Here is a 19,003-nt window from a genome sequence, read left to right on the forward strand (position 1 = left end):
GCCGCTTCCCCTTAGCTGACCCTCTACCCCTAATTTCTACCAGGAGAACACAATGTCTTTCCAACAAGGCCTGAGCGGCTTGAATGGCGCCGCCAAATCGCTGGACGTCATCGGTAACAATATCGCCAACTCGTCCACCGTCGGTTTCAAGCAGTCGCAGGCCCAGTTCGCCGACATTTATGCCAACTCGCTGTATGGCGTGGGCGGCAACCAGGCGGGGATCGGCGTGTCCGTCTCGCAAATCGCCCAGCAATTTAACCAGGGTAACCTGGAAACCTCGTCGAATCCCCTCGACATCGCCATCAATGGCGGCGGCTTCTTCCGTACCAGCGTCAACGGCGCCGTCCAGTACTCGCGCAATGGCCAGTTCCAGGTCGACAAGAGCGGCTTCATCGTCAATGCCCAGCTGGCGCAGCTGACCGGCTATGCGGCCGACGCCAACGGCAAGATCGTCGCTGGCGCCGTCGTGCCCCTGCAGATCGACCAGTCGGACATGAAGCCCCAGGCCACGACCAAGGTCGACACGCAAGTCAACCTCAATTCGAATACGGCCATGCCGACCACGGTGCCATTCAAACTCAGTGATGACACCACGTACAGCAAGCAGTTCCCCGTCGAAGTCTTCGATTCGCTGGGCAATTCCCACATCATGTCGAATTTCTACGTCAAGACGGGCACCAACACCTGGGACGTCTACTCGGCCGTCGACGGCACGGAAGTGACCAGCATGAAGGCCGCCGCCGCCCTGCAGACGGACCCCGCCTCGCTGGCCGCGCGCGCCGCCTACCAGGCCGCCGCCACGGCCGTGCCGCTGGTGCCGGCCAATGTGACGACGGCCGCCGTCGCCTATGGCAATGCGGTCGGCGCCGCCGTCTCGGCCGCCGCCGCCGCCGCGGGCGCCACGCCGGCGCAACTGGCCGCCATCGCCGCCACCTACGGCAGTGCCGTGCCGAATGGCATCAATTCGAGCCGCACGCCCGACCAGATCGACGCGGCCATCCGCGCCGTGACCTCGGTGCCCGCCGTCAAGACGGGTTCGCTGGTCTTCAACACGGTCGGCAGCCTGGACCGGGCCGCCATGCTGGCCCTGACGCCGCCGCAAACCTTGCCCGTCACCGTCAACCTGCCGATCTTCCCGGCCACGGGCGCCAATCCGACCCTGTCGGTCCAGGTCGATTTCAGCAAATCGACTCAGCTGGGCACCGCCACGGCGGAAAAGAAAACGGAAGCGGACGGCTACAAGGCGGGTCAGCTGAGCCAGTTCATCGTGGGCGACGACGGCGTCATCCAGGGCCAGTACAACAATGGCAAGACGCGCGCCCTGGGGCAGGTGGTGTTGAGCAACTTTACCAACCCGAACGGCCTGGAGCCGCTGGGCAACAACGCCTGGGTGGAAAGCTCGGCCTCGGGCAAGCCCATCACGGGCGAGCCGAAGACGGGCACCCTGGGCAACTTGCGCGCCTCGGCCGTGGAAGTATCGAACGTCGACCTGACGGCGGAACTGGTCAACATGATCACAGCCCAGCGCGCCTACCAGGCGAATGCGCAGACCATCAAGACGCAGGATTCCGTCCTGCAGACCCTGGTCAACCTGCGCTAACTTGGGGCGCCTCGTTAAGCTACTGCGCGTCTCACTACCGGGCCGGCGTTGCTCGCTGTACCTCCGTACAGCTGCGCTACTCAACCCGGTATTGAACCGCTCGCTACGCTTCCCGAGGCACCCGTGACGTTGCGGGAAGTTGCATTAAACCCATCAGTTGCGATACAGGCAGGAGAAACACATGGACCGTCTCATCTACACCGCCGGCTCGGGCGCCAAGCACATCCTGGACAAGCAGGCGACCACGGCGAACAACCTGGCGAACGCCACCAGCACGGGTTTCCGTGCCCAGCTCGACTCGTTCCGCGCCGTGCCCGTGGTGGCCGACGGCATGATGCCGACGCGCGCCTTCGTCGTCGATTCGACGGTCGGTTCCGATTTCACGCAAGGCCCGATGCAGCACACGGGCCGCGCGCTCGACGTCGCCGTGGAAAACGCGGGCTGGATCGCGGTGCAGTCGGCCGATGGTTCCGAAGCCTACACGCGCAACGGCGCCCTGAAGCTCAATGAAAACGGCATGCTGCAGACGCAATCGGGCCTGATGGTGCAGGGCGACACGGGCCCCATGGCGATTCCGCCGGGCGTGACGGTGGCCATCGCCAGCGACGGCACGGTGGGCACGATTTCCACCGACGTGCCGCCAGGCCCGTCGACGGTGCTGGGGCGCATCAAGCTGGTCAACCCGCCCGAGCAGCAACTGGTGCGCGGCGACGACGGCCTGTTCCGTCTGAAGGATGGCACGGTGGCGCAGGCCGACCAGGCCGTCAAGCTGACCACCGGTGCGCTGGAAGGCAGCAATGTCAGCCCCGTCGACTCCATGGTCAGCATGATCGCCCTGGCGCGCCAGTTCGAAACGCAAATGAGCTTGTTGAAGAATGCCGAGAATAACGCGGCGAAAGCCACCCAGATCCTCGCTTTGAATTGATGGGGGCACCCGCATAATGGTCACATAGAAATAGTCTACAGAGCTGACTAGCGCTGTTATTGGAGAAAAATCATGATTCGTTCCCTTTGGATTGCCAAGACCGGCCTGGAAGCGCAGCAGACGCAGATGGACGTGATCGCCAATAACCTGGCCAACGTCAGCACCACGGGCTTCAAGAAGTCGCGCGCCGTGTTTGAAGACTTGCTGTATCAAAATGTGCGCCAGCCGGGCGCGCAATCGTCGCAGCAAACCCAGCTGCCATCGGGCTTGCAGATCGGCACGGGCGTACGCACCGTGGCTACCGAACGCATCCATACGCAAGGCAATCCCCAGGCATCGGGCAATTCGCGCGACGTGATGGTCAACGGCACGGGTTTCTTCCAGGTGCTGATGCCGGACGGCGCCACCGCCTACACGCGCGACGGCTCCTTCCAGACCGATTCCAACGGCCAGCTGGTGACGTCCGAAGGCTTCGTCATCCAGCCCGCCATCACCGTGCCGACGAACGCGCTGAGCCTGACCGTGGCGCGCGACGGCACCGTGTCCGTCACCTTGCCCGATACGGTCGCGCCATCGCAGATCGGCTCGCTGCAGCTGACCACCTTCGTCAACCCGGCCGGCCTGGAGTCGAAGGGCGAAAACCTGTACATGGAAACGGGCGCCTCCGGCGTGGCGCAGACCAACACCCCGGGCACGAATGGCGCCGGCGTGCTGATGCAGGGCTATATCGAGACGTCGAACGTCAACGTGGCCGAGGAAATGGTCAACATGATCCAGACGCAGCGCGCCTACGAGATCAACAGCAAGGCCATCACCACATCCGACCAGATGCTGCAGAAATTGTCGCAACTTTAATTTTCATAGTCGTCATGCCATCCGCCGCCGGATGGCAGCGGAGGTTCGTCATGCAATACCCCATCATCGCCCTGTTGTCCGCAGTCCTGCTGTCCGGCTGCGCCATCACGCCTACGTCCATCGTGCAATACCCGACCACCACGCGCGCGCCGATGCCGGAACCCGTGGTCGTCAGCAACGGTTCCATCTACCAGCCGTCGACCTACCGTCCCGCCTTCGAAGACCGCCGCGCGCGCCACGTGGGCGACACCATGACCATCGCCATCACCGAGCGCACGAACGCCGTCAAGGCGGGCGCCAGTTCCGGCAACAAGTCCGGCAGCGTGGGCTTTTCCACGCCGGGCATCGCCCAGGGCCGTTTCGGCGGCACGGTCTCGGCGAACGGCGCGACCAAGTTTGCGGACGGCGACAACCAGTCCGCCAGCAACACGTTTTCCGGCACGATCGGCGTGACGGTGATCGAGGTATTGCCAAACGGCAACCTGATCGTGGCCGGCGAGAAACAGATCGCCATGAACAAGGGCACGGAATTCATCCGTTTCTCGGGCATGGTCAATCCCGATACCATCGGCATCGGCAACGTCGTGCCATCGACCCAGGTGGCCGACGCGCGTGTCGAGTACCGCACCAACAGCCAGATTGACCGCGCCGAAATGGCCTCGATGGCCTCGCGCTTCTTCCTCAGCCTGCTGCCGTTCTGATCATGGCGACCCTGACCTTTCCCCGCGTTCTGGCCGTCTGTGGCCTGGCTATTTCTCTGCTGGCGCCCGTGGCGCAGGCCGAGCGCATCAAGGACCTGGCCAGCATCGCCGGCGTGCGCCAGAATCAGCTGATGGGCTATGGCCTCGTCGTCGGCCTCGACGGCAGCGGCGACCAGACCACGCAAACGCCCTTTACCATCCAGAGCGTGGCGGCGATGCTGCAGCAGCAGGGCATCAACTTGCCGCAAGGCACCAGTTTGCAGTTGAAAAACGTGGCCGCCGTGATGGTGACGACGGCCTTGCCCGCGTTTGCCCAGCCGGGCCAGCTGCTCGACGTGACGGTGTCGTCGATGGGCAATGCGAAAAGCTTGCGCGGCGGCACTTTATTGATGACGCCATTGAAGGGCGCCGATGGCCAGGTGTACGGCATGGCGCAGGGCAACGTGCTGGTGGGCGGCGTGGGCGCGCAGGCGGCCGGCAGCTCCGTCGTCATCAATCACCTGAGCGTGGGCCGCATCTCGGGCGGCGCCACCGTCGAGCGCACCGTGCCTTCGGTGCTGGGCGCCAATAATACGATCCGCCTGGAATTGAATGCCACCGATTTTGCCACCGCCAGCCGCGTGGTCGACGCCATCAACAGCCGCTACGGCGCCGGCACGGCCGCCGCGCTGGACGGGCGCGTGATCCAGGTGCAGTCGCCGGGCGGCAGCGACCAGCGCGTGTCCTTCCTGGGCCAGCTGGAAAGCATCGAAGTCAACCCGGCCCGTCTGGCGGCCAAGGTCATCATGAATGCGCGCACCGGTTCCGTCGTGATGAACCAGTCCGTGACCCTGGAAACGTGCGCCATTTCGCACGGCAACCTGTCCGTCACCATCAATGTCGAGCCGCAGGTGAGCCAGCCGGCGCCGCTGTCGGGCGGGCGCACGGTGGTCACGCAGACGGCGCAGATCGACATCAAGAAGGAGCCGGGCAAGGTCATGCTGGTCAAGGGCGGCGCCTCGCTGTCCGACGTGGTCAAGGCTTTGAATGCCATCGGCGCCTCGCCGCAAGACTTGCTGGCCATCCTGCAGGCGATGAAGGCGGCAGGGTCGCTGCGCGCCGAACTCGAAATCATTTGATGGGCATGCCATGATCAGTCAAACCGACCTCAGCAACACCGCCGCCTATGACGTCAAGGGCATGGATGGCTTGCGCCAGTCCGCCAAGGCGAAGGACCCCGCCGCCCTGAAAGAGGCGGCCACGCAATTCGAAGCCATGTTCATCAACATGATGATGAAAAGCATGCGCGAAGCCACGCCGCAGGACGGCATCATGGATAGCCAGCAGAGCAAGATGTACACCTCGATGCTGGACCAGCAGACGAGCCAGAACCTGGCCAAGCGGGGCACGGGCCTGGCGGACATGCTGATCCGCCAGCTGTCGTCGTCGAACCAGGCGCTGGCCGCCGACGGCGCCGAAGCGCCGTCGCCCCGCTCGTCGAGCATGACGCAGGCGCTGGCCGCGTTCCGCCAGCAGCAGGGCGCGCTGACCGAGGGCGCAGGCAGCGCCGCCGGCACCGGCAAGACCCTGAGCGACAAGGCCAACGCCACGCAGGCGCCGCACGTGCGCGCCTTCCAGGAAAAGCTGGGCGTGCATGCGGAAGAGGCGAGCCGCGCCACCGGCATCCCGGCCAAGTTCATGCTGGGCCAGGCGGCGCTGGAAACGGGCTGGGGCAAGCGCGAAATCATCAGCCGCGACGGCAGCAGCAGCCACAACCTGTTCGGCATTAAGGCGTCGGCCGACTGGAAGGGCAAGGTCACGGAAGCCGTCACCACGGAATATGTAAATGGCAAGGCGCAGCGCAAGGTGGAGAAATTCCGCGCCTACGACAGCTACGCGGATAGTTTCAAGGATTATGCGCAGTTGATTACCAACAACAAACGCTATGAAAAAGTGCTGGCCAGCGCGGGCGACGCCAGCACGTTCGCCCAGGGCTTGCAAAAGGCCGGCTATGCGACGGACCCGAATTACGCTGCCAAACTGACAAAGATCATCAAGCATTCGCTGGTCGGCTAATCCTCTTCCATGCCCCCGTGCAGGCCGCGCGCTTCAAGTTTTCGCCGCGGCTGCCGTAAATACATTTGACGGTAACCAATAAGACACCATGACTTCGAATCTACTCAGCATCGGTAAGAGCGGTTTGCTTGCAGCGCAGGTGGGCCTGTCGACGACCGGGCATAACATCACCAATGCCAACGTGGACGGTTACAACCGCCAGGTGGTGCTGCAGCAGACGGCGCAGTTCAACAATGCCGGTTATGGCTTCGTGGGCAACGGTACGGAAGTGTCGCAAGTCAAGCGCCAGTACGACGGCTTCATGGCGGCCCAGGTGAATGCCGCGCAGTCGACCACCAGTTCGCTCGACGCGTATTACACGCAGATCACGCAGATCGACAATATGCTGGCCGATCCCACGGCCGGGCTGTCGCCGGCGATGGCCGATTTCTTCAAGGGCGTGCAGGATTTCAGTTCGAATCCCTCGTCCGTGTCGTCGCGCCAGGCATTGCTGTCGAGCGCCAACTCGCTGACGGCGCGCTTCCAGGGCCTCAGCGCGCGCCTGACGGAAATCGGCGACGGCGTCAATTCGCAGATCACCTCGAACGTGAAGGTGATCAACTCCTATGCCAAGCAGATCGCGGACCTGAATACCTCGATTACCAACCTGACCGTGAATGAAAGCAATCAGCCCAACGATTTGCTGGACCAGCGCGACCAGCTGATCACGGAGCTGAACAAATACGTCAAGGCAACGGTTCAGCCTGGCGCCGGCAACTCGATTACCGTCTCGATCGGCTCGGGCCAGCCGCTGGTGGTGGGCAACAAGAACTTTGAACTGGCCGTCACGCCGTCGCCGACGGACCCGAACCGCCTGGACGTGGGCTATGTGACGGGCACGAGCGTTACCAAGCTGTCGGAAAGTTCCTTGAGCGGCGGGGCGCTGGGCGGCTTGCTGGAATTCCGTAGCGGCAGCCTGGACCGCATCCAGAATTCGCTGGGCAAGGTCGCCATCGCGCTCGCGTCGAGCTTCAATGAGCAGCACAAGCTGGGCCAGGACTTGAATGGCGACATGGGGGGCGATTTCTTCAAGTTGCCCGATCCCGTCATCGGCGCCGACTACCGCAACAACGCGACCAGCACGACCGCGCTGTCGGCCAAGGTCAGCGATCCGACCAAGCTGACGGCCAGCGATTATGCCGTGAAATATGACGGCACCAACTATGTGGTGACGCGCCAGAGCGACGGCGCGAAAACGACCATCAACCCGTATCCGCAAACGGTGCCGCAAACCATCGACGGCGTGGATTTCTCGATCTCGGGCACGGCTGCCGAAGGCGACAACTTCATGGTCAGGCCGACGGCCCACGGCGCTGCCGACCTGGCCGTGGCGATTACCGACCGCAACAAGCTGGCCGCCGGCGCGCCGATCGCCACGGGCGCGCCCGTCAGCAACACGGGCAGTGGCAAGCTGGGTGCAGGCAGCGTGGACAAAGCCTATTTAACGCCAGGCAATGCCTTGACGGGCACCGTCACCTTGACGTACGACAAGGCGACCACCTCGCTGACGGGTTTCCCCGCGGGCCAGGCCGTGACGGTGAAAGGCTTGAACGGCGCCACCACCACGTATCCGGCCGGCACGGCGAATATTCCCTACACGGAAGGCGACAACTTCAGCTTTGGCGGCATCAACGTCAACATGACGGGGGTGCCCGCGCAGGGCGATAAATTCACCATCGCGCCGAACACGGGCGGGGTGGGCGACAACCGCAATGCCTCCTTGCTGGCGGGCTTGCAGACGAAAAACATTCTCGATGGCGGCAAGGCGACGTTCCAGGGTTCGTACGCGGAAACCGTCAGCTATGTGGGCAACAAGACGCGCGAAGTGCAGGTCAGCGGCCTGGCCAGCATGGCCTTGTTGCAGCAGACCAGCACGCAGCAGCAGGCCGTTTCCGGCGTCAACCTCGATGAAGAGGCGGCCAATCTGCTGCGCTACCAGCAAGCCTACCAGGCTTGCGGCAAGGTCATGCAGATCGCCAGCACCCTGTTCGACGTGGTCATCGGCCTCGGACGTTAATTATTCAAGCGGCGGCGCCTGGCGCCCGCCGCCATCAGGAAGGGCAGCATCATGCGCATCAGTACCAAAATGATCTATGACGCGGGCAGCACGCAGCTGAACAATCTGCAGGGCGCGTTGAACCGCACGCAGATGCAGCTGTCGGCGAACCGCCGCAACCTGACGCCGGCCGACGACCCGATCGCCTCGGCGCGCGCGCTGGAAGTGACGCAGTCGCAATCGATCAATACGCAATTCGTGACGAATCGCTCCAACGCCAAGAATTTCCTCTCGCAGGAAGAGCTGGCGCTGGCCAGCACCACGTCGCTGATCGCCGACGTGCAGGAGCTGGTGCTGAAGGCCGGTAATCCGGCCTTGAAGGATATCGACCGCCAGAGCCTGGCCACGGAACTGAAGGGACGCTTGACCGACCTGATGGGCATTGCCAACACGTCCGACAACGCGGGCGGCTATCTGTTCGGCGGCTACAAGTCGACGACGCAACCGTTCAGTCAGACGCCGGGCGGCGCCACCTACGTGGGCGACCAGGGCCAGCGCGAGCTGCAAGTGGGCTCGGCCCGCTACCTGGCCACCAGCGACTCGGGCGCGGCCGTGTTCGAGAACAATTTGACGGGCAACGGCAAGTTCACCACGGCGGCCGACCCGGGCAACTTTGCGCGCGGCGGCGCCGGCATCATTTCCGGCGGTACCATCACCGATGCCAGCAAGTTGACGGGGCACAAGTATTCGATCGATTTCCAGGTGACGGGCACGGGCACCGCTGCCGTCACGACCTATACCGTGACGGACGTGACCCTGGGCCAGACCATCCCGAATCCCGCCGTGCCGGTGGCGTATAAATCGGGCGACGCGATCAACTTTGACGGCCAGCAAGTCAATATCGCGGGCAAGCCGGCCGATCTGGACAAGTTCACCCTGGAACCCAGCAGCAAGGAATCGATCTTTACCACGATTACCAACCTGATCGGCGCGCTGGGCCAGCCGGCTTCGGGCGACGCGGGCCAGGCGCGCTTGACGGCCAGCCTGAACGCCGCGCACGATATCCTCGACACGGCCTACGACAATGTGCTATCCGTGCGCGCGGAAGTCGGTTCGCGCCTGAAGGAGATCGATACGCTCGACAGCGCCGGCGACGACCTCGACCTGCAATATGCGAGCACCTTGTCCGGCTTGCAGGACCTGGACATGGTGAAGGCGATTTCCCTGTTCAGCCAGCAGCAGATCACCCTGCAGGCGGCGCAGAAGTCCTTCACGTCGATCTCGGGCCTGTCGCTGTTCAACTACATCAGCTAAGCCGTCGTTCCAGCATGACGTCCGGCCGGGCCGGGGCAGGGAGACTTCCCGCCCCGGCTTTTTTGCGTCCGCAATCTGGCCAGGCTGGCAAGATATACAGGCAAACTGTGCAGTCTACCTGCATATCTGTTATAGTAGAGGCTGTTGATTCACCAGCGGCCCCCATGAGCACCCCACAAGATGACCACGAAGATCACGAGCAGGTGCTGCAACTGGCCGGCGAATTGCGCATTCTCATCGGCAAACTACGCCGCCGCCTGCGCGAGGAAGCCCACCTGGGCGACGTCAGCATGTCGCAGGCGTCCGTGCTCAGCCGTCTCGAGCGCGACGGCCCGGCCACTGCCAGCAGCCTGGCGCGCGCCGAAGGCATGCGGCCCCAGTCGATGGCCGCCACCGTGCAAGCCTTGACGGACGCGCAGATGGTGACGGGTTCGCCCGATCCGCTCGATGGCCGGCAAACGCTGCTGACCCTGACGGACAGCTGCCGCGCCTGGATCGCGGCCAGCCGCGCCGCGCGCGAGGACTGGCTGGCGCGCACCATCGAAACCCGGCTCACGCCGGCCGAAGTCACCGAGCTGGACAACGCGGTGGCATTACTCAAACGCTTGGCGGAGTGATCCGCTGAATTTTTCACCACGACCCCGGCAAGGAGCCCGCACGCCCAGATGAACAACACATTCCGTTCGCTACGCATTCCCAATTACCGTATCTGGGCCGGCGGCGCCCTGGTGTCGAATATCGGCACCTGGATGCAGCGCACGGCGCAGGATTGGCTGGTGCTGAGCGAATTGACGCAGCACAATGCCAGCGCCGTCGGCATCGTCATGGCCTTGCAATTCGGCCCGCAACTGCTGTTGCTGCCCCTGACGGGCATGGCGGCCGACCTGCTCGACCGCAGGAAATTGCTGCTGTGCACGCAGGCGGCCATGGGTTTGCTGGCGCTGGGACTCGGGATGTTGTGCATCAGCGGCCTGGTACAACTGTGGCATGTGTATGTGTTTGCTTTCCTGCTGGGCTGCGTGACGGCCTTCGATTCGCCCGTGCGCCAGACTTTTGTTTCCGAAATCGTCGGCGAGGAAGATTTGACGAACGCCGTGGCGCTCAATTCCACCTCGTTCAATGCGGCGCGCATGCTGGGCCCGGCCGTGGCGGGACTCTTGATCAGCAGCGTCGGCAGCGGCTGGGTCTTCATCATCAACGCCGTCTCGTTTGCGGCCGTGATCGGTTCGCTGTTGCTGCTGCGCGTGGAATTGCTGCGCCGCGCGCCGCGCGTCAAGGCCACGCGCGCCAGCCTGGGCGAAGGTTTCCGCTACGTGCGCCAGCGGCCCGACCTGATGGCCATCCTGCTGATGCTGTTCCTGATCGGCACCTTTGGCCTGAATTTTCCGATTTTCCTCTCGACCATGTCCGTGACGGCCTTCCACGCGGGCGCCGGCCAGTATGGCCTGCTCAGCTCCGTGATGGCGTGCGGCTCCGTGGCGGGCGCCCTGCTGGCGGCGGGGCGGGGCCAGCCCACCTTGGCCTTGCTGCTGGGGGCGGCCGCGCTGTTCGGCCTGGCCTGCGCGCTGGCCGCCGTGATGCCCAATTACTGGCTGTTCGGCATGATGCTGGTGGTCATCGGCATCGCCGCGCAAACGTTTACCACCAGCGTCAACAGCAGCGTGCAACTGTCGACGGCGCCCGCCATGCGGGGCCGGGTGATGGCCATCCTTTTGGCCATCTCGGCGGGCGGTACGCCGCTGGGTGCGCCTATCGTGGGCTGGGTGGCCGACACCTTCGGCCCGCGCTGGGCGCTGGGCATCGGTGCCTTGTCGGGCCTGGCGGCCGCCCTCGTCGGCGTGCGCTACCTGGTCAAACATCACCAGTTGCGCCTGAACGTCGACCTGCGGCGCTGGCGCTTCGCATTCAGCAGCGACCAGCATTAAGGCAGCCCGTCAGGGCGGCAGCAGGCCCGTGCGGGCGGCGGCGAGGATGGCGCCGCTCAAGCCGTCGAGCAGGCTGGACGCGGCGCGCGCCGTATGCCAGTACAGGGCGACATCCAATGGCATATCCGGCAGCAGTTCGACCAGGCTGCCATTGTCAAGATGCGGCTGGATCAGCGCCTGCGGGTGCAGGCCCCAGCCCATGCCGGCCAGGCCGGCCGTGACGAAGGCATGTGACGAGGGCAAGGCATGGCGCGGCAGTTCCACGTGCCGGTGGCACAGGCGACGCACCCAGCGCGATTGCAGCTCGTCCTTGGCATTGAAGACGAGGCTGGGCGCCAGCGCCAGGCTGGCGGCGCCCACGCCGTGGGCAAAATAGCGCTGCAGGAAGGCGGGACTGGCGGCCGCCAGGTAGCGCATGGCGCCCAGCGGGCGGCTGTTGCAGCCCGACGCGGGCCGGGCCGTGGCGCTGACGGCGGCCAGCACGGCGCCGCTGCGCAGCCATTCGGCCGTGTGGTCCTGGTCGTCGACGGCCACTTGCAGCAGCACCGGGTACCCGGCCGCAAAGGCGGCGATGGCGGGCGCCAGCCAGGTGGCCAGGCTGTCGGCATTCACGGCGACGGGCACGCTGGCGCGCGTCAGGCCTTGCGCCGCCAGCGCCGGCAAGGCGCCCTGCAAATCCTGTTCGAGCAGCTGCACCTGGTCCACGTGCTGGCACAGGCGCCGGCCCGTTTCCGTGGCGCGGCAGGGCTGGTCGCGTATCACCAGCGCGCAGCCGACGCGCTCTTCCAGCAGGCGGATACGCTGCGAAATGGCCGATGGCGTCACGTGCAAGGCGCGCGCCGCGCGCTCGAAACTGCCTTCGCGGATGACGGCTGCCAGGGCGGCGAGGGCGGCATAATCGAGCATGAATGTAGTTTTCCTTAACTTGCTGTAGTAAAGGTAGTTTGCCTTCATTGCGCGCGGCTGGCAAGATCGCCGCATGACACTCTCGACCGCCACCACCGCACCCGTTTTTTCCGTCTTTCTCCAGGGCTTGAGCCTGGGCCTGGGACTCATCGTTGCCATCGGCTCGCAAAATGCCTTTGTTCTGCGGCAAGGCTTGCGCCGCGAACATGTGGGCGCCATCGTGCTGTTTTGCGCGCTGGCCGATGCGGCGCTGATCGCCGCCGGCGTGCTGGGCATGGCCCAGGCGCTGGGGCAGCGCCCCTTGCTGGCCAACGTCCTGGCGCTGGGCGGCGCCGTTTTCCTGGCCGTCTACGGTTGGCAAGCCTTGCGGCGCGCCCGCCGGCCGCAGCTGCTGCGCGCCGCCGAGGGCGGGGGCGGACTGGGCCTGGGCGCCGTCCTGGCCCAGGCGGCCGCATTTACCCTGCTCAACCCGCATGTGTACCTGGATACGGTATTGCTGGTGGGAAGTATTGGCGCGCAGCAGCCGGGCGCGCTGCGCGGCTGGTTTATTGTTGGCGCCAGCGCGGCCAGCCTGCTGTGGTTTGCATCGCTGGGTTATGGCGCGCGCTGGCTGGCGCCGTGGTTTGCGCGGCCCCGCGCCTGGCAAGTGCTCGATGGCTTGATCGGCGTGACCATGTTCGTGCTGTCGGCGCTGCTGCTGCGCCACGCGCTGGGCTGGTAGCGCTGGATCAGCGCGCGGGCGGCAGCGGCGCCGGCGTCGGCAGCGCGGGACGCAGGGGATTCGGCGGCACGGGCGGCGGTGGCCGGTCACGCGTGGCAAAGCCGCGCGGCAGCAAACGCGCCGTTTCTATGCCGCGCAGGAACATGTTCTGGAACGGCGTGGCCAGGTAGGGCAGGACCATGCTGATCACCAGCAAGCCTACGCCCAGGGTGACGGGAAAACCGATGCCGAAGATGTTCAGCTGCGGCGCGGCCCGCGTCAGGATGCCCAGCGCCACGTTGGTCAGCAGCAGGGCGGCGAGGATGGGCAGTGAAATTTGCAGGCCGGAACGGAAGATTTCCCCGCCCCAGGCCGCCAATTGCTGGAAACCGCCGCCGCTGATGGGACTCGATGAAATCGGCAGGCTGACGAAGCTTTCCGCCAGCGCCGCCAGCAAGACCAGGTGGCCATTGACAGTGAGAAACATCAACGTGGCCAGCATGACGAGGAACTGGCTGATGGCGGACGAGCGGCCCTTGGTTTGCGGATCGAAGAACGAGGCGAAGCCCAGGCCCATGGTCAGGCTGCTGATCTCGCCGGCCATTTCGACGGCGGAAAACACGATGCGAATGGAAAAGCCGATGGCCAGGCCCACCAGCATCTCTTGCGTGAGGATCAGCAGGCCGGGCAAGGACATCGGGTTGACGGCAGGCAAGGCCGGCACGGTGGGGGCGATGATCATGGCCAGCAGCGCGCCCAGGGTCACCTTGACGGTGGCGGGCACGGCCGCGTTGCCGAACAGGGGCGCGGCCGCGATCAGGCCGAGGATGCGACTAAGCGGCCACAGCAGTGCTGCGATCCACGTGTTCAGTTCGATGCTGGACAGGGTCAGCATGGCGTATGCCGCAGCCCCACGCCTAGCCGACCAGGTTCGGGATGCCGGTAAATACCTGGCGCATGTAGTCGAGCATGACGGACAGCATCCACGGGCCCGCCACGACGAGGGCGACGAAGATGCCGACCAGCTTGGGGATGAAGGACAGGGTCGCCTCGTTGATCTGCGTGGCCGCCTGGAAAATACTCACGATCAAGCCGATGATGAGGGCGACGAGCAGCATGGGCGCGGCCACCATCAAGGTGATTTCCATCGCATGGCGGCCCAGGGTCATGACGCTTTCGGGTGTCATCGTATTTCCCCTAGTAAAAACTCTGGGACAGCGAGCCCAGCAGCAACTGCCAGCCATCGACGAGCACGAACAGCATCAGCTTGAACGGCAGCGAGATGGTCGCCGGCGACATCATCATCATCCCCATCGACATCAGCACGCTGGCGACCACCATGTCGATGATCAAGAACGGGATAAAGATGGCAAAGCCGATCTGGAATGCCGTCTTCAGTTCGCTGGTGACGAAGGCGGGCACGAGGATGCGCAGCGGCACGTCTTCCGGACCTTGCAGGGCCGCCGAGCGCGACATCTTGGCGAACAGCGCCAGGTCGGCCTGGCGCGTCTGCTTGAGCATGAAGGTTTTCAGCGGTTCGACACCCTTGTCCATCGCCTGCTGCATGCTGATCTTGTTTTCCTGATATGGTTGATACGCATCCGTGTAGATCTTGTCGAACACGGGACCCATGACGAACAGGGTCAAAAACAGCGCCAGCCCCACCAGCACCTGGTTCGGCGGCGCCGATTGCGTGCCGATGGCCTGGCGCAGCAGGGACAGCACGATGATGATGCGCGTAAAGCAGGTCATCATCAAGAGCGCCGCCGGCAGGAAGGTGAGCGACGTCATCAGGATGAGCGTCTGCACCGGCAGCGAGTAATTCTGGCCGCCGCCCGGCGCCGGCGTGCTGTTGAAGGCCGGGATGCCCGGTTCGGCCAGCGCCCACAGCGGCAAGGCCAGGGCGGCGGCCGCCAGCAGCCAGGTCAGGGGAGTCTTCAAGGTGGACCACGCCATCTGCTGCTTATTTCCCATTGCGTTTTTCGATGGTCTGTTTCAGCCACTCGGAAAAATTGGCGGCCGCGGGGCCGTTTTGCGCCGTGGCCAGTTGCGGCAATTCGCCTTCCTGGCGCGGCATGGTGGCCAACGCATTGATCCTGCCGGGCGAGGCGCCGACGACGATCCACTGGTCGGCCACTTCGACGAGGACGATGCGTTCGCGTCCGCCCAGGTTGAGCGAGCTGACGACGCGCATCTTGTTGTTGCCGCCCATCACCTTGGGACCATAGCGCTTCATGAACCAGGCCAGGCCAATCAACAGGGCCAGCACGAATACCAGCGCGAAGATGGTTTGCAGCAGGCTGCCGGCCGAGCTGGTCGGCGCCATCGTCATGGGGGCGCCCGGCAGCATGGCGGGCAGGGCGGCGGCCGGCGAGGCTGCCGCCGGGGCTTGGGTTTCCGGGGTGGCAGATGCGGCTTTCTCAGATACAAGCTCTGCAGGCGCGCTGGCCGCCGGCGCCGATGCGGCTGCCGGTTCCGCGTGGGCAATGCTGCATGCCGCCAAGAGCGGCAGCACGGTGGAAATCAACAGGCCAGGCTTCATTTATTCAATTTTCGGATGCGTTCGGAAGGCGTGATGATGTCGGTCAGGCGGATGCCGAACTTGTCATTGACCACCACCACTTCGCCCTGGGCGATCAGGCAGCCGTTCACCAGCACGTCCATCGGTTCGCCGGCCAGGCCGTCGAGCTCGACCACGGAACCCTGCGCCAGTTGCAGCAGGTTCTTGATGGCGATCTTGGTGCGGCCCAGTTCGACCGTCAGCTGCACGGGGATATCGAGGATGAAATCGATATCGTTGTGCGTTTCCGACTTCGATGCCTGCTTGGAAAAGTCCTTGAACACGGCGGCGCTGGCCGCGCTGGCCGTATTGGCGGCCTGGTTCTGCAGCGCTTCGGCTTCCGCCTTGGCCTGCTCGGCAATGGCCGCGCCCCAATCGTCTTCCGCGCTTTGGTCGTCTTGGTTGTCAGACATGTGTTTCTCCTGTTGTACAGATACGGACCGCAGCGCGGCCCGGGTATTTATTTAGTGGTTATTCATGTTATCGGCATTGGCGAGGAGTTTCTCCACCTTCAATGCATATTGTCCGTTCAACACGCCATACGTGCAATCCATCACGGGCACGCCGTCGACGGTGGCGGCGATCAGTTCGGGGATGTTCAGGGGGATGATGTCGCCCACCTTCATGTTCAAGATCTCGTCGAACGACACGCGCGCCGTGCCCAGCGAAGCCACCAGCTCGACTTCGGCGATCTGGATCTGCTGCGTCATCAGGCGTATCCAGCGCTTGTCCACTTCCAGCGCCTCGCCCTGCAGGCTCGAGGTCAGCGAATCGCGGATCGGTTCGATCATCGAATACGGCATGCAGAAGTGGATTTGTCCGGAAACGGAGCCCAATTCCACCGTAAACGTGGAGGCCACCACCACTTCGTTTGGCGTGGCGATGTTGGCGAACTGCGTGTTCATTTCTGAACGGATATATTCGAACTCGACGGGGAAGACCGGCTCCCACGACTTGGTGTACGCCTCGAAGACGATGTCGAGAATGCGCAGGATGATGCGCTGCTCCGTCTGCGTAAAGTCGCGCCCTTCGACGCGCGTATGAAAACGTCCGTCGCCGCCGAACAGGTTGTCGACCAGCAGGAACACGAGGCCCGGATCGAAGACCATCAGGGCCGTGCCGCGCAGCGGCTTCATGTGCACCAGGTTCAGGTTGGTCGGCACCACCAGATTACGGATGAACTCGCTGTATTTCGAGACGCGCACGGAGCCGACCGACACTTCGGCGCTGCGGCGCAGGAAGTTGAACAGGCCCACGCGCAGCAGCCGGGCGAAACGCTCGTTGATAATTTCCAACGTTGGCATCCGGCCGCGCACGATGCGCTCCTGGGTTGCCAGGTTGTAGGTACGAACTCCCGTGACATCTTCCGGCGCCTGCGCGTCGTCCTGGTCTCCGTTGACGCCCTTCAGAAGGGCATCGACTTCTTCCTGGGAGAGGAAATTATCGGCCATGGCTGCTTATTGAATGATGAATGCGGTAAATAATACGTCCGTCACGTCCTGCTCCGGCCCTTTGTCCTCGAACGGCTGGTTCACCTGATTGATGATTTCGGCCGCCAGTTGCTGCTTGCCTTCCACGGTATTGAGTTCGGACGCCTTCTTGCCGGACAGCAGCAACAGCAAGCGGCTGCGCACCTTCGGCATGTTCAGCTTGATCGTATCCATTTCTTCGGGACTGCCCACCTGCAGGGTAAACGCGATCTGCAGATATTGCTCGCCATTTTCCGGCTGCAAGTTGACGGTGAAGGCATCGACGGGCACGAAAACGGGCGGACCTGCCTTGGAAGCGGCGTGTTTTTTCTTGCTGGGCGTTGATTCTTCTTTATCGGCCTTGCCATGCAGGAAATACCAGGCGGCTCCGCCACCGAGGCCGCCGGCCACCAGCACCGAGGCCAGCACTATGATCAGAAGCTTCTTTTTCGAGGCGCCGGCGGGGGCCAGGCCTGCATCTGCTTTCGGATCTGCTTTCATTTTTGGATTTGCTTTCAATGGTACTCGGGTGCATGGAAGTGGATCACGACGCCATTATGTCATTATCGGCAAATTCTGCGCAGAAGGATGCAGTGAAAAGAGGGCGGAAGCGCCCTCAACTCGCTGTTTTTATACGAAAAGTTATGCCGTGGGGCGCGCCTGTGGCCTGCGGACGACGAATTGTCCTCAGGCAAAGGTATCCACGGCACTCAGGCTGGGCCGGCTGCGCCCGCCCGCCGCCGGCGCGATGGCGATCTCGCCACCGGAGACGCCGCCGCCCTGGCCATTGCCACGGCGTTCGCCCGAGGCGGCGCGTTCGCCATGGTTTTGCTGTTCCGGCGTGCCGGCCGAGACGGTGGCGCTGCCGAAGGCGATGCCCGCTTCGCTCATCATTTCGCGCAGGCGCGGCATGGCCGCTTCCAGCGCCTGGCGTACTTCCGGCTGGGCCGACATGAAGGCAGCGTCGGCCTGGTCATTGGTGACCGTCAGGACCACCTGCACGGGCCCCAGGTCGGGCGGATTCAGGGTCAGGGTGGCGCTCTGGTCGCCGCCGGCCGCCATCCACACGACTTTCTGCCCCAGCTGCTGGTCCCAGGCCGGCGAGCCGACCCGGCCCGTCAGCTTGTCGGCCGGCACGGCCACGGCGGCGGCCGCCTGCTGCAGCGCCCCCGGCTGCAACTGGGCCGCCAGACGGCTCAGGTCGGCAGGTGTTTCCTTGATGACCGGTTCGGCCACGGCGGTGCCCGCCTTGACGGTGGCGGCCAGCTGCGCATCGACGGCCAGTTTTCCAGGCTCGGCCTTGCCGCTTGGGACGCTGGCGCTTGGCGTGGCTGTTGTCTTGGCCTGTGCCTGCCCCAGGCTGTCGGCAAAGCCGCCGCTGTCCGCTGGCGCTGCGGCGGCAGCGGCGGCTTTGCCGCTGCCCTGGCCCGCTGCCAGCAATGGACCGCTTGCCAGGCCCTTGCCGTCGGCCTTGACGCTGGCGCGCGCGGGCAGTTCCGGTGCGGCCTTGGCTGCCGGCGGCTGGATGGCCAGCTGGATGCTGCCCACGAGAGCCAGCATGTCGGCGGCCGGATCGGCTGGCGGCACGACTGTTGCGGCGGGGACGCTGGCCTCGGCCGGCGCGTTGTCGCCGGTCGCTTGTGCGGCTGCCTCGGCCACCGGCGCGGACGGCTGGTCGCTGCCGGCCGCCTGTTCGCTACCTGCTTGCGCCGGCTTCGCTTCGTTCGCTGGCGCCTGGGCGGGCGCCTGTGTGGCGGCAGGAGGGCTGGCGGGACGCGCCACCGGCGCTTGCGCTGGGGCTGTATTGCGGCTGGCCTGGCGCTGTTCGATCTGGCGGTTCAGGGTGCGCTGGAAGTCGCCCGCCGTGCCGCTGGTGGACGGCTGGCTGCGGTTGGCGGCGCCCGGCGTGGCGTTCGGCGAGACGATCTGGGAAATCGGGGTTGGCTGGGTTTGCATGA

General features: G+C 64.5%; 20 protein-coding genes. 11 read left to right on the forward strand and 9 right to left on the reverse strand.

Going from position 1 to position 19,003, the window contains the following annotated elements:
* Nucleotides 1–52: 52 nt before the first annotated feature.
* From ACQ4WQ_RS01800 to ACQ4WQ_RS01845, 10 genes are all read left to right on the forward strand, one after another.
* Nucleotides 53–1,600, forward strand: a complete 1,548-nt coding sequence (locus ACQ4WQ_RS01800) for a flagellar hook protein FlgE (RefSeq protein ID WP_436494281.1) — start codon at nt 53–55, stop codon at nt 1,598–1,600.
* 181 nt (nt 1,601–1,781) lie between these two features.
* Entirely contained in the window at nt 1,782–2,525 is a 744-nt protein-coding gene (locus ACQ4WQ_RS01805) for a flagellar basal body rod protein FlgF (RefSeq protein ID WP_046685936.1), read from the forward strand.
* A gap of 72 nt (nt 2,526–2,597) precedes the next feature.
* On the forward strand, nt 2,598–3,380 hold the full coding sequence (flgG, locus tag ACQ4WQ_RS01810; protein ID WP_071322383.1) for a flagellar basal-body rod protein FlgG: 783 nt from the start codon (nt 2,598–2,600) through the stop codon (nt 3,378–3,380).
* A gap of 50 nt (nt 3,381–3,430) precedes the next feature.
* Nucleotides 3,431–4,081 (forward strand): flagellar basal body L-ring protein FlgH, encoded by a 651-nt coding sequence (locus ACQ4WQ_RS01815; protein WP_086148190.1) that lies wholly within the window; start codon nt 3,431–3,433, stop codon nt 4,079–4,081.
* 2 nt (nt 4,082–4,083) lie between these two features.
* The gene (locus ACQ4WQ_RS01820; protein ID WP_326459295.1) at nt 4,084–5,199 is read left to right on the forward strand and encodes a flagellar basal body P-ring protein FlgI; all 1,116 of its coding nucleotides are present in this window, start codon (nt 4,084–4,086) and stop codon (nt 5,197–5,199) included.
* A gap of 10 nt (nt 5,200–5,209) precedes the next feature.
* Nucleotides 5,210–6,136 carry a flagellar assembly peptidoglycan hydrolase FlgJ gene (gene flgJ / locus ACQ4WQ_RS01825; RefSeq protein WP_326459296.1) on the forward strand — a complete coding sequence of 309 codons (927 nt, stop codon included), beginning with the start codon at nt 5,210–5,212 and terminating at the stop codon, nt 6,134–6,136.
* An 88-nt stretch (nt 6,137–6,224) separates the two neighbouring features.
* Complete coding sequence (gene flgK, locus ACQ4WQ_RS01830) at nt 6,225–8,192, forward strand: flagellar hook-associated protein FlgK (protein ID WP_436494285.1); 1,968 nt, start codon at nt 6,225–6,227, stop codon at nt 8,190–8,192.
* A 51-nt stretch (nt 8,193–8,243) separates the two neighbouring features.
* On the forward strand, nt 8,244–9,485 hold the full coding sequence (gene flgL, locus ACQ4WQ_RS01835) for a flagellar hook-associated protein FlgL (RefSeq protein ID WP_436494287.1): 1,242 nt from the start codon (nt 8,244–8,246) through the stop codon (nt 9,483–9,485).
* Between the two features lie 164 nt (nt 9,486–9,649).
* Nucleotides 9,650–10,102, forward strand: a complete 453-nt coding sequence (locus ACQ4WQ_RS01840; protein WP_436494289.1) for a MarR family winged helix-turn-helix transcriptional regulator — start codon at nt 9,650–9,652, stop codon at nt 10,100–10,102.
* A 48-nt stretch (nt 10,103–10,150) separates the two neighbouring features.
* Entirely contained in the window at nt 10,151–11,410 is a 1,260-nt protein-coding gene (locus ACQ4WQ_RS01845) for an MFS transporter (protein WP_326459300.1), read from the forward strand.
* A gap of 9 nt (nt 11,411–11,419) precedes the next feature.
* Here the strand turns inward: ACQ4WQ_RS01845 and ACQ4WQ_RS01850 are convergent, their stop codons facing one another.
* On the reverse strand, nt 11,420–12,316 hold the full coding sequence (locus tag ACQ4WQ_RS01850) for a LysR family transcriptional regulator ArgP (protein WP_436494291.1): 897 nt from the start codon (nt 12,314–12,316) through the stop codon (nt 11,420–11,422).
* A 73-nt stretch (nt 12,317–12,389) separates the two neighbouring features.
* Here ACQ4WQ_RS01850 and ACQ4WQ_RS01855 point away from each other — a divergent pair, with 73 nt between their 5' ends.
* A complete protein-coding gene (locus tag ACQ4WQ_RS01855) occupies nt 12,390–13,037 on the forward strand; it encodes a LysE/ArgO family amino acid transporter (RefSeq protein ID WP_326459302.1) in 648 nt (215 codons plus the stop codon).
* A gap of 7 nt (nt 13,038–13,044) precedes the next feature.
* On the opposite strand, the gene fliR is transcribed toward ACQ4WQ_RS01855, so the two are convergent.
* From fliR to ACQ4WQ_RS01895, 8 genes are all read right to left on the reverse strand, one after another.
* Nucleotides 13,045–13,911: a flagellar biosynthetic protein FliR gene (fliR, locus tag ACQ4WQ_RS01860; protein WP_436494294.1), complete on the reverse strand. Its 867-nt coding sequence runs from the start codon at nt 13,909–13,911 to the stop codon at nt 13,045–13,047.
* A gap of 22 nt (nt 13,912–13,933) precedes the next feature.
* Nucleotides 13,934–14,203 (reverse strand): flagellar biosynthesis protein FliQ, encoded by a 270-nt coding sequence (gene fliQ / locus ACQ4WQ_RS01865; protein WP_035821365.1) that lies wholly within the window; start codon nt 14,201–14,203, stop codon nt 13,934–13,936.
* A gap of 10 nt (nt 14,204–14,213) precedes the next feature.
* Nucleotides 14,214–14,990 (reverse strand): flagellar type III secretion system pore protein FliP, encoded by a 777-nt coding sequence (gene fliP, locus ACQ4WQ_RS01870; RefSeq protein WP_495542705.1) that lies wholly within the window; start codon nt 14,988–14,990, stop codon nt 14,214–14,216.
* Nucleotides 14,980–15,558 carry a flagellar biosynthetic protein FliO gene (fliO, locus tag ACQ4WQ_RS01875; RefSeq protein WP_436494296.1) on the reverse strand — a complete coding sequence of 193 codons (579 nt, stop codon included), beginning with the start codon at nt 15,556–15,558 and terminating at the stop codon, nt 14,980–14,982. Before fliO ends, fliP begins: the two co-directional genes overlap by 11 nt.
* Complete coding sequence (gene fliN, locus ACQ4WQ_RS01880; protein WP_034754038.1) at nt 15,555–15,989, reverse strand: flagellar motor switch protein FliN; 435 nt, start codon at nt 15,987–15,989, stop codon at nt 15,555–15,557. Before fliN ends, fliO begins: the two co-directional genes overlap by 4 nt.
* Before the next feature lie 51 nt (nt 15,990–16,040).
* Nucleotides 16,041–17,027 (reverse strand): flagellar motor switch protein FliM, encoded by a 987-nt coding sequence (gene fliM / locus ACQ4WQ_RS01885; protein ID WP_034754035.1) that lies wholly within the window; start codon nt 17,025–17,027, stop codon nt 16,041–16,043.
* Nucleotides 17,028–17,033: 6 nt separating this feature from the next.
* On the reverse strand, nt 17,034–17,546 hold the full coding sequence (gene fliL, locus ACQ4WQ_RS01890) for a flagellar basal body-associated protein FliL (RefSeq protein ID WP_436494298.1): 513 nt from the start codon (nt 17,544–17,546) through the stop codon (nt 17,034–17,036).
* A gap of 186 nt (nt 17,547–17,732) precedes the next feature.
* Nucleotides 17,733–19,001 carry a flagellar hook-length control protein FliK gene (locus tag ACQ4WQ_RS01895; RefSeq protein WP_436494300.1) on the reverse strand — a complete coding sequence of 423 codons (1,269 nt, stop codon included), beginning with the start codon at nt 18,999–19,001 and terminating at the stop codon, nt 17,733–17,735.
* Between the last annotated feature and the right edge of the window lie 2 nt (nt 19,002–19,003).

It is taken from the genome of Janthinobacterium goodfellowi (assembly GCF_051380695.1).
Taxonomy (GTDB): domain Bacteria; phylum Pseudomonadota; class Gammaproteobacteria; order Burkholderiales; family Burkholderiaceae_D; genus Janthinobacterium.

What these genes read in the sequence shown, in the direction of transcription:
- ACQ4WQ_RS01850 (WP_436494291.1), bottom strand. Translation starts at nt 12,316, where the DNA reads ATGCTCGATTATGCCGCCCTCGCCGCCCTGGCAGCCGTCATCCGCGAA.
- fliL (WP_436494298.1), bottom strand. Translation starts at nt 17,546, where the DNA reads ATGAAAGCAGATCCGAAAGCAGATGCAGGCCTGGCCCCCGCCGGCGCC.
- ACQ4WQ_RS01820 (WP_326459295.1), top strand. Translation starts at nt 4,084, where the DNA reads ATGGCGACCCTGACCTTTCCCCGCGTTCTGGCCGTCTGTGGCCTGGCT.
- flgL (WP_436494287.1), top strand. Translation starts at nt 8,244, where the DNA reads ATGCGCATCAGTACCAAAATGATCTATGACGCGGGCAGCACGCAGCTG.
- fliR (WP_436494294.1), bottom strand. Translation starts at nt 13,911, where the DNA reads ATGCTGACCCTGTCCAGCATCGAACTGAACACGTGGATCGCAGCACTG.
- flgK (WP_436494285.1), top strand. Translation starts at nt 6,225, where the DNA reads ATGACTTCGAATCTACTCAGCATCGGTAAGAGCGGTTTGCTTGCAGCG.
- ACQ4WQ_RS01855 (WP_326459302.1), top strand. Translation starts at nt 12,390, where the DNA reads ATGACACTCTCGACCGCCACCACCGCACCCGTTTTTTCCGTCTTTCTC.
- ACQ4WQ_RS01815 (WP_086148190.1), top strand. Translation starts at nt 3,431, where the DNA reads ATGCAATACCCCATCATCGCCCTGTTGTCCGCAGTCCTGCTGTCCGGC.
- ACQ4WQ_RS01845 (WP_326459300.1), top strand. Translation starts at nt 10,151, where the DNA reads ATGAACAACACATTCCGTTCGCTACGCATTCCCAATTACCGTATCTGG.
- ACQ4WQ_RS01800 (WP_436494281.1), top strand. Translation starts at nt 53, where the DNA reads ATGTCTTTCCAACAAGGCCTGAGCGGCTTGAATGGCGCCGCCAAATCG.
- fliN (WP_034754038.1), bottom strand. Translation starts at nt 15,989, where the DNA reads ATGTCTGACAACCAAGACGACCAAAGCGCGGAAGACGATTGGGGCGCG.
- fliQ (WP_035821365.1), bottom strand. Translation starts at nt 14,203, where the DNA reads ATGACACCCGAAAGCGTCATGACCCTGGGCCGCCATGCGATGGAAATC.
- ACQ4WQ_RS01805 (WP_046685936.1), top strand. Translation starts at nt 1,782, where the DNA reads ATGGACCGTCTCATCTACACCGCCGGCTCGGGCGCCAAGCACATCCTG.
- ACQ4WQ_RS01840 (WP_436494289.1), top strand. Translation starts at nt 9,650, where the DNA reads ATGAGCACCCCACAAGATGACCACGAAGATCACGAGCAGGTGCTGCAA.
- flgJ (WP_326459296.1), top strand. Translation starts at nt 5,210, where the DNA reads ATGATCAGTCAAACCGACCTCAGCAACACCGCCGCCTATGACGTCAAG.
- ACQ4WQ_RS01895 (WP_436494300.1), bottom strand. Translation starts at nt 19,001, where the DNA reads ATGCAAACCCAGCCAACCCCGATTTCCCAGATCGTCTCGCCGAACGCC.
- fliO (WP_436494296.1), bottom strand. Translation starts at nt 15,558, where the DNA reads ATGAAGCCTGGCCTGTTGATTTCCACCGTGCTGCCGCTCTTGGCGGCA.
- fliM (WP_034754035.1), bottom strand. Translation starts at nt 17,027, where the DNA reads ATGGCCGATAATTTCCTCTCCCAGGAAGAAGTCGATGCCCTTCTGAAG.
- fliP (WP_495542705.1), bottom strand. Translation starts at nt 14,990, where the DNA reads ATGGGAAATAAGCAGCAGATGGCGTGGTCCACCTTGAAGACTCCCCTG.
- flgG (WP_071322383.1), top strand. Translation starts at nt 2,598, where the DNA reads ATGATTCGTTCCCTTTGGATTGCCAAGACCGGCCTGGAAGCGCAGCAG.